Here is a 5676-nt window from a genome sequence, read left to right as displayed (position 1 = left end):
GCGCACACATGTGTGCGCGACCCACCCCCCGGTGGCGCGGTCCTCGTCAGGCGGTCGGCGGTGTGCCGTGGGTGTGGAACGACGCGATGGTCTTCAGGCCCCAGGCCTGCCCCTTGGCCCGCTCCGCCTCGGTCCAGGTGACCAGCGGCCAGTCGGGCGCCAGCACCAGGCGGGTGAGCGGGTTGCACAGTTCGATGCGGTTGCCGCCCGGCTCGTAGACGTAGAGGAAGAACGTCTGCTGGATGGCGTGCTTGTGCGGGCCCGTCTCGATGAACACGCCGGTGTCGATGGCGAGGTCGGCGGCGCGCAGGATGTCCTCACGGGTGTCGGCCGCGAAGGCGATGTGGTGCAGCCGCCCGGAGGAACCGGTCCAGTCCTCGGTGTAGACGACGTCGTACGACTTGTCGGTGAAGGTCAGCCAACGGGCGGCGATCTTCCCGGAGTCGAGCCGGATCTGCTCGGTGGGCCGGGCGCCGAGGAGCTGTTCCTGGAACTCGGCGTTGGCGAGCACGTCGGCGGCGAGGAAGTTGACGTGGTCCAGGCGGCGGACGCCCACGCCCCGGTTGGGCCTGGCCTGCGGCTGGTTCTTCAGCGCCGGCTTCAGCTCGTCGGGGGCCCGGTAGTGCTCGCTCTCCCAGTACAGGGCGTGCTCGTGGCCGTCGGGGTCGGCGGTGAGGTAGAGCCTGCCGATGCCGGGCTCGTCCTCGACCCACTTCCCGGGCCGGCCCGCCGCCTCCAGGGCGGCCACCCGGCGCTGGAGGGCCTCCTCGCTCGAGGTGCGCAGCGCGAGCCGGCCGAGGCCGGGCCGTTCGCGGGCGGTGAGGACCAGGCTGTGGTGTTCGTAGTCGTCGTAGGTGCGCAGGTGGACGGTGTCGCCGTCCTGGCCGTTGACGGTCAGGCCGAGGTAGTCGGTGAAGAAGGCGACGCTGGCGTCCAGGTCGGGCGTGAAGAGCTGGGCGTGGCCGACATGGGCGATGTCACCGAGCGGCGGAGTCATGGATGCCTCCAGGGCGTTGTGCGGGGATCGGCGCCGTCTCGGCGGACCGGGGGAAGACGGTGCCGTCGAAGATCTTGCGCGCGGTGCGTACGACGGCGGTGCGGCGGACCACGGCGGAGCCGGGGTCGACGTGGACGTCGACCTCCAGGAAACCGGTGGGGTGTTCGACGCGTACCCGGTCGCCGGACCCGGGGAGCTGCGCGATCCCCTCCCCCACCCCGCCCGGGACGCGCAGTCCGGCCGCCACGCTCGCGGCGCCCAGGACGCCGATGGAGGTGTGGCAGCGCACCGGGATGAAGGTGCGGGTGGTGACCGCGCCGCCGTGCCGGGGCGGGGCGAGCAGGGTCAGCTTGGGCACGGTGGCGCCCTCGACGTCCCCGAGGCCCATCAGGTGCCCGGCCGCCAGCCGGATCTCCTTGAGGCGGTCGGCGAGGCTCACGTCCTCCTCCAGGTCCTTGGGCGTCTCGTACCCGGTGACCTTCAGCGCCGCCGCCGGGATCAGCACCACCGGCATGCCGTTGTCGACGCAGGTCACCTCGGTGCCGGCGATCGTGTCGCGGACGTTGCCGGTGGGCAGCAGCGGACTGTCGCCCTGCGGGAACTCGATGACGACCGGGGCGGCCGTGCCCGGCACCCCGGATATCTCGGCGGTACCGGTGTGGTCGACGCGCCCGCCCGGGGTCGGGAAGGTCGCGACGGCGCGTTCACCGGTGTTGAGCATGCGGATGCGTACGGACGTCTCGTCGTCCCCGGCCGGCACCAGCCCGCGCTCGACGGCGAACGGGCCCACTCCGGCGAGGATGTTGCCGCAGTTCTGCCGGTCGGTGACCTCGGGCGTGTCCACGGCGACCTGGAGGAACAGGTAGTCGACGTCCGCGTCCGGGTCGGCCGAGCGGGAGACCACGGCGACCTTGCTGGTCAGCGGGTGGGCACCGCCCAGACCGTCGATCTGGCGCGGGTCGGGGCTGCCCATGATCCGCAGCAGCAGGGCGTCACGGGCGGCGGGATCGGCGGGCAGGTCGTCGGCCAGGAAGTAGCCGCCCTTGGAGGTGCCGCCGCGCATCAGCGTGCAGCGCACCCCGTCGGAGCCGGTCACGGCCGCTCCCCGGCCGCGTACGCGTCGTACGACTGGTAGGTCACGCCCAGTTGCCTCAGTTTCTCGCGCAACCCGTAGCGGTCCAGGCCCAGTTGGCCCTCGATGAAGGCGGCGCGGGCGGCGGCCTCCTTGTTCTCCCGGGCCTCGGACGCCTCGGCCGTCTCCCGGGCCCGCTCGCGGGGGACGACCACCACGCCGTCGTCGTCGGCGACGATCACGTCACCGGGGCGGACGACCTGCCCGTCGACGGAGACCGGCACGTTCACCGAGCCGCCGGTGGCCTTCACCGTGCCCTGCGCGGAGACCGCCCGGGACCAGGCGGCGAAGCCCATCTCGCGCAGTTCCTGCGTGTCGCGGATGCCCGCGTTGATGACCAGGCCGCGCACACCGCGCCGTTGCAGCGCGGTGGCGAACAGTTCGCCGAACATGCCGTCGGTGGACGGGGAGGTGGTGGTGACGACCAGGATGTCTCCCTCGCCGCACTGCTCCACGGCGGCGTGGATCATCAGGTTGTCGCCGGGCCAGGAGAGCACGGTGACCGCGGTGCCCGCGACCCGTACGCCCTGCTGGACCGGCCGTATCCCCGGTCCGAGCAGCCCGGTGCGGCCCATGGCCTCGCTGATCGTGGCCACGCCGTACCCGGCGAGCGCCTCGACGGCCTCGGGATCGGCCTTCGGGGGGTCGGTGACGACGACGCCGCTCATGCCAGCTCCTTCGCGATCTGCGGGTACGGGCGCATGAACGCCTCGGCCATGGTCCTGTGCGGCAGGCCCAGGTTGGGGCCCGCGTTGCGCTTGAGCTGGACGCCTCGGCGGACGGCCAGGTCGGTGTAGTAGTCCCACAGGTGCTGCTGGGCGCCGAGGCACTCCATGGCCGCGCGCTTGGTCTCCCACACCTCGGTGATGTCGAGCAGGACCTCCGGCCTGAAGCCGCTCATCTCGGGCTGGTGCGGCTCGAAGTAGAAGACGGGCGGGGCGCCGATGATCTCGCCCTCGCCCGGGTAGCCGATGGCCTGGGCGAGGACGCGGGCCTCCAGGGCCATGCGGTTGGCGGCCGGGTGGTCACCGTTGTACGGGTCCTCGACGGGGTGGGTGAGCACCACGTCGGGCTGGGTGGCCCGGTAGACCTCGACGAGCCGGTCGGTCAGTTCGGGGGTGGCGGTCAGCGGGTAGTCGCCGGCGTCGAAGAAGCGGACCTCGGCACCGAGGACGGCGGCGGCCTTCTCGGCCTCCGCCCGGCGTATCGCCTTGATCTCCTCCAGCTTCTTCCCCTCGCGCCAGGCCTTGGCCGACTCGCCGCGCTCGCCGAAGGTCAGGCACGCGATGGTGACCTTCTCCCCGCGTGAGGCGGCCAGGGCGACGGCGCCGCCCGCCCGCCACACGAAGTCCCCCGCGTGCGCGGTGACGACGAGCGTCGAACGTGGGACGGCGGCGGGCGCGTTGGCATGCGTCATGACTGAAGATCTCCTTGGTGACAGGTGACGCCCGCCCCGGTGCGTGCGTCAGTCGCGCAGCGCCTCGATCACGCTGGTGAGGTGGGCGCGGACGGCCGCCTCGGCCGCCTGCGGGTCCCTGGCCGCGATCGTCTCGATCATGGCCAGATGCTCGTTCAGGGATTGCTGCGGACGCCCCGGTCGCAGCGCCAGCTGGAAGCGGTGCCGCACCAGTTGGGCGTTGAGCCGCTCCAGGAGTTCCACGGCCGTCAGCTGGCCGGAGAACTCCCGGATCCTGGCGTGGAGTTCGTGATTGAGCTCCGAGTAGGTGAGCGGTTCACCGTCGGCCACGGCCTTACGCATCGACGTGCCCAGGTCCTTGAGCTCGGTGACCTGTGCGTCGGTGACGGCGGCCGCCGCCTTCGCCGCGCAGAGACCTTCGAGGACCAGACGGCATTCGGTGATGGCGACCGCTTCCTCCACGGTCACCACCCGCACCCGTGAACCACGGTTGCGGATCCGCTCCACGAGCCCCTGGGACTCCAGCTCTATCAGCGCGGCCCGGATGCTGGCCCGGGTCACGCCGAACTGCTCGGCGAGTTCGTTCTCCACCAGCCGCTGCGCCGGCGCCATCTCGCCGTGCAGGATCGCCTCCCGCAGCTGCCCGAGCGCAAGCTGTCTGGCCTGCTCCCCGGTGCCCGGACGGGCTTGGTTCGGCATGGTTGCCCTCCCTGAGTGAGTGCCTGTCGAACGTAAATCTAGCCAAACAAGATTGTCAACAATTTTGTTCGCCGTATTGCGGCGGTCGTCTCCGGTACGTGAATTGTCCTGTCAAAAGGTTGACATGACGCCAGGTGCCCGCAGAAGGTGAGCGGACAGGACACGGACCGGGCCGGAGAGAGGCTTTCATGGTGGACGCACTGGGTGTCGCCGTCGTCGGATTCGGCTGGATGGGGCGGGTGCACACCCAGGCGTACGCACGTGTGCGGCACCACTATCCGCAGCTCGCCCTCCGTCCGGAGCTGGTCACGGTCGCCGAGGAGGTGCCGGGCCGGGCCGAGGAGGCCGCCGAGCGGTTCGGGTTCGCCTCGACGACCCGCGACTGGCGGGAGGTGGCCGCCGATCCCCGGGTGCGGGCCGTCAGCATCACCGCCCCGAACTTCCTGCACCGCGAGATCGGTGTCGCGATGGCCGAGGCCGGCAAGCACATCTGGATCGAGAAGCCGGTGGGTCTGGGCGCGGACGACGCCCGCGCGGTCGCGGACGCGGTCGCCAAGGCCGGGGTGCAGGGGACGGTCGGCTTCAACTACCGCAACGCGCCCGCCGTGGAGACGGCCCGCGAGCTGATCGCCTCCGGCGGGATCGGCACGGTCACCCATGTCCGCATCCGGCTCTTCAGCGACTACGCGGCTCACCCGGAGGGGGCGTTGACCTGGCGCTACGAGCGGGAGCGCGGGGGCAGCGGGGTGCTCGGCGACCTGGCCTCGCACGGCGTGGACCTGGCCCGTTTCCTGCTCGGTGACATCGCCTCGCTGACCGCGGACACGGCGGTCTTCCTCCCCCGGCGGGCCCGGCCCGTCGGCGCCACGGCCGGTCACTCCCGCGCGGCCGGCGGCGAACTCGGCCCGGTGGAGAACGAGGACTACGTCAGCTGTCTGCTGCGGTTCGTCTCCGGTGCGCGCGGGGTGCTGGAGGCGTGCCGGGTGTCGGTCGGCGAGCAGAACAACTACGGCTTCGAGGTGCACGGCACCCAGGGGGCGGTGTTCTGGGACTTCCGCCGGATGAACGAACTCGGCGTCAGCAGGGGGACCGGCTACCAGGACCAGCCCGTCAGCACGGTCCACGTCGGCCCGGGGCACGGGGAGTTCGGGGCGTTCCAGCCGGGGGCGGCGAACGCCATGGGGTACGACGACCTGAAGGTGATCGAGGCGTACCGGTTCCTGCGCTCCGTCGCGGAGGGGGTTCCGTACGGGGCCACGTTGACGGACGCGGTGCACAGCGCCACGGTGCTGGACGCGATGGCGCGGTCCGTGGAGAGCGGGGCCCGGGTGGTGCTCTGACATTTCCTCGCCCCCGCCGCCCCTTCCCGTCCCGTCCCTGGGGGCTTCGCCCCCAGACCCCCACGCGCAGTTCCCCGCGCCCCTGAAGGGG

Annotated in this window: 6 protein-coding genes; 1 reads left to right on the top strand and 5 read right to left on the bottom strand. The window is 71.8% G+C overall.

Going from position 1 to position 5676, the window contains the following annotated elements:
• Positions 1 to 46: 46 nt before the first annotated feature.
• From ACFV5H_RS37645 to ACFV5H_RS37625, 5 genes are read right to left on the bottom strand one after another with little or no spacing between them, the layout of a single operon-like run.
• Complete coding sequence (locus ACFV5H_RS37645) at positions 47 to 997, bottom strand: VOC family protein (protein WP_385054928.1); 951 nt, start codon at positions 995 to 997, stop codon at positions 47 to 49.
• Positions 978 to 2093 carry a 4-oxalomesaconate tautomerase gene (locus ACFV5H_RS37640; RefSeq protein ID WP_385054925.1) on the bottom strand — a complete coding sequence of 372 codons (1116 nt, stop codon included), beginning with the start codon at positions 2091 to 2093 and terminating at the stop codon, positions 978 to 980. The genes ACFV5H_RS37645 and ACFV5H_RS37640 overlap by 20 nt, the downstream gene beginning before the upstream one ends.
• A complete protein-coding gene (locus tag ACFV5H_RS37635; RefSeq protein WP_385054922.1) occupies positions 2090 to 2797 on the bottom strand; it encodes a 4-carboxy-4-hydroxy-2-oxoadipate aldolase/oxaloacetate decarboxylase in 708 nt (235 codons plus the stop codon). Before ACFV5H_RS37635 ends, ACFV5H_RS37640 begins: the two co-directional genes overlap by 4 nt.
• Complete coding sequence (locus tag ACFV5H_RS37630) at positions 2794 to 3546, bottom strand: PIG-L deacetylase family protein (RefSeq protein ID WP_385199170.1); 753 nt, start codon at positions 3544 to 3546, stop codon at positions 2794 to 2796. The genes ACFV5H_RS37635 and ACFV5H_RS37630 overlap by 4 nt, the downstream gene beginning before the upstream one ends.
• Positions 3547 to 3594: 48 nt before the next feature.
• Positions 3595 to 4245 (bottom strand): GntR family transcriptional regulator, encoded by a 651-nt coding sequence (locus tag ACFV5H_RS37625; protein ID WP_385054917.1) that lies wholly within the window; start codon positions 4243 to 4245, stop codon positions 3595 to 3597.
• A gap of 188 nt (positions 4246 to 4433) precedes the next feature.
• On the opposite strand from ACFV5H_RS37625, the gene ACFV5H_RS37620 reads away from it, so the two are divergent.
• The gene (locus ACFV5H_RS37620) at positions 4434 to 5585 is read left to right on the top strand and encodes a Gfo/Idh/MocA family protein (RefSeq protein ID WP_385054914.1); all 1152 of its coding nucleotides are present in this window, start codon (positions 4434 to 4436) and stop codon (positions 5583 to 5585) included.
• Positions 5586 to 5676: the final 91 nt, after the last annotated feature.

Origin of the sequence: Streptomyces sp. NPDC059787 (assembly GCF_042732315.1) — a bacterium.
GTDB lineage: Bacteria > Actinomycetota > Actinomycetes > Streptomycetales > Streptomycetaceae > Streptomyces > Streptomyces atrovirens.
The sequence above is the reverse complement of the archived record's forward strand: the minus strand, read 5'-3'. Positions and strand labels throughout refer to the sequence as shown.

What these genes read in the sequence shown, in the direction of transcription:
- ACFV5H_RS37645 (WP_385054928.1), bottom strand. Translation starts at nt 997, where the DNA reads ATGACTCCGCCGCTCGGTGACATCGCCCATGTCGGCCACGCCCAGCTC.
- ACFV5H_RS37635 (WP_385054922.1), bottom strand. Translation starts at nt 2,797, where the DNA reads ATGAGCGGCGTCGTCGTCACCGACCCCCCGAAGGCCGATCCCGAGGCC.
- ACFV5H_RS37630 (WP_385199170.1), bottom strand. Translation starts at nt 3,546, where the DNA reads ATGACGCATGCCAACGCGCCCGCCGCCGTCCCACGTTCGACGCTCGTC.
- ACFV5H_RS37625 (WP_385054917.1), bottom strand. Translation starts at nt 4,245, where the DNA reads ATGCCGAACCAAGCCCGTCCGGGCACCGGGGAGCAGGCCAGACAGCTT.
- ACFV5H_RS37620 (WP_385054914.1), top strand. Translation starts at nt 4,434, where the DNA reads ATGGTGGACGCACTGGGTGTCGCCGTCGTCGGATTCGGCTGGATGGGG.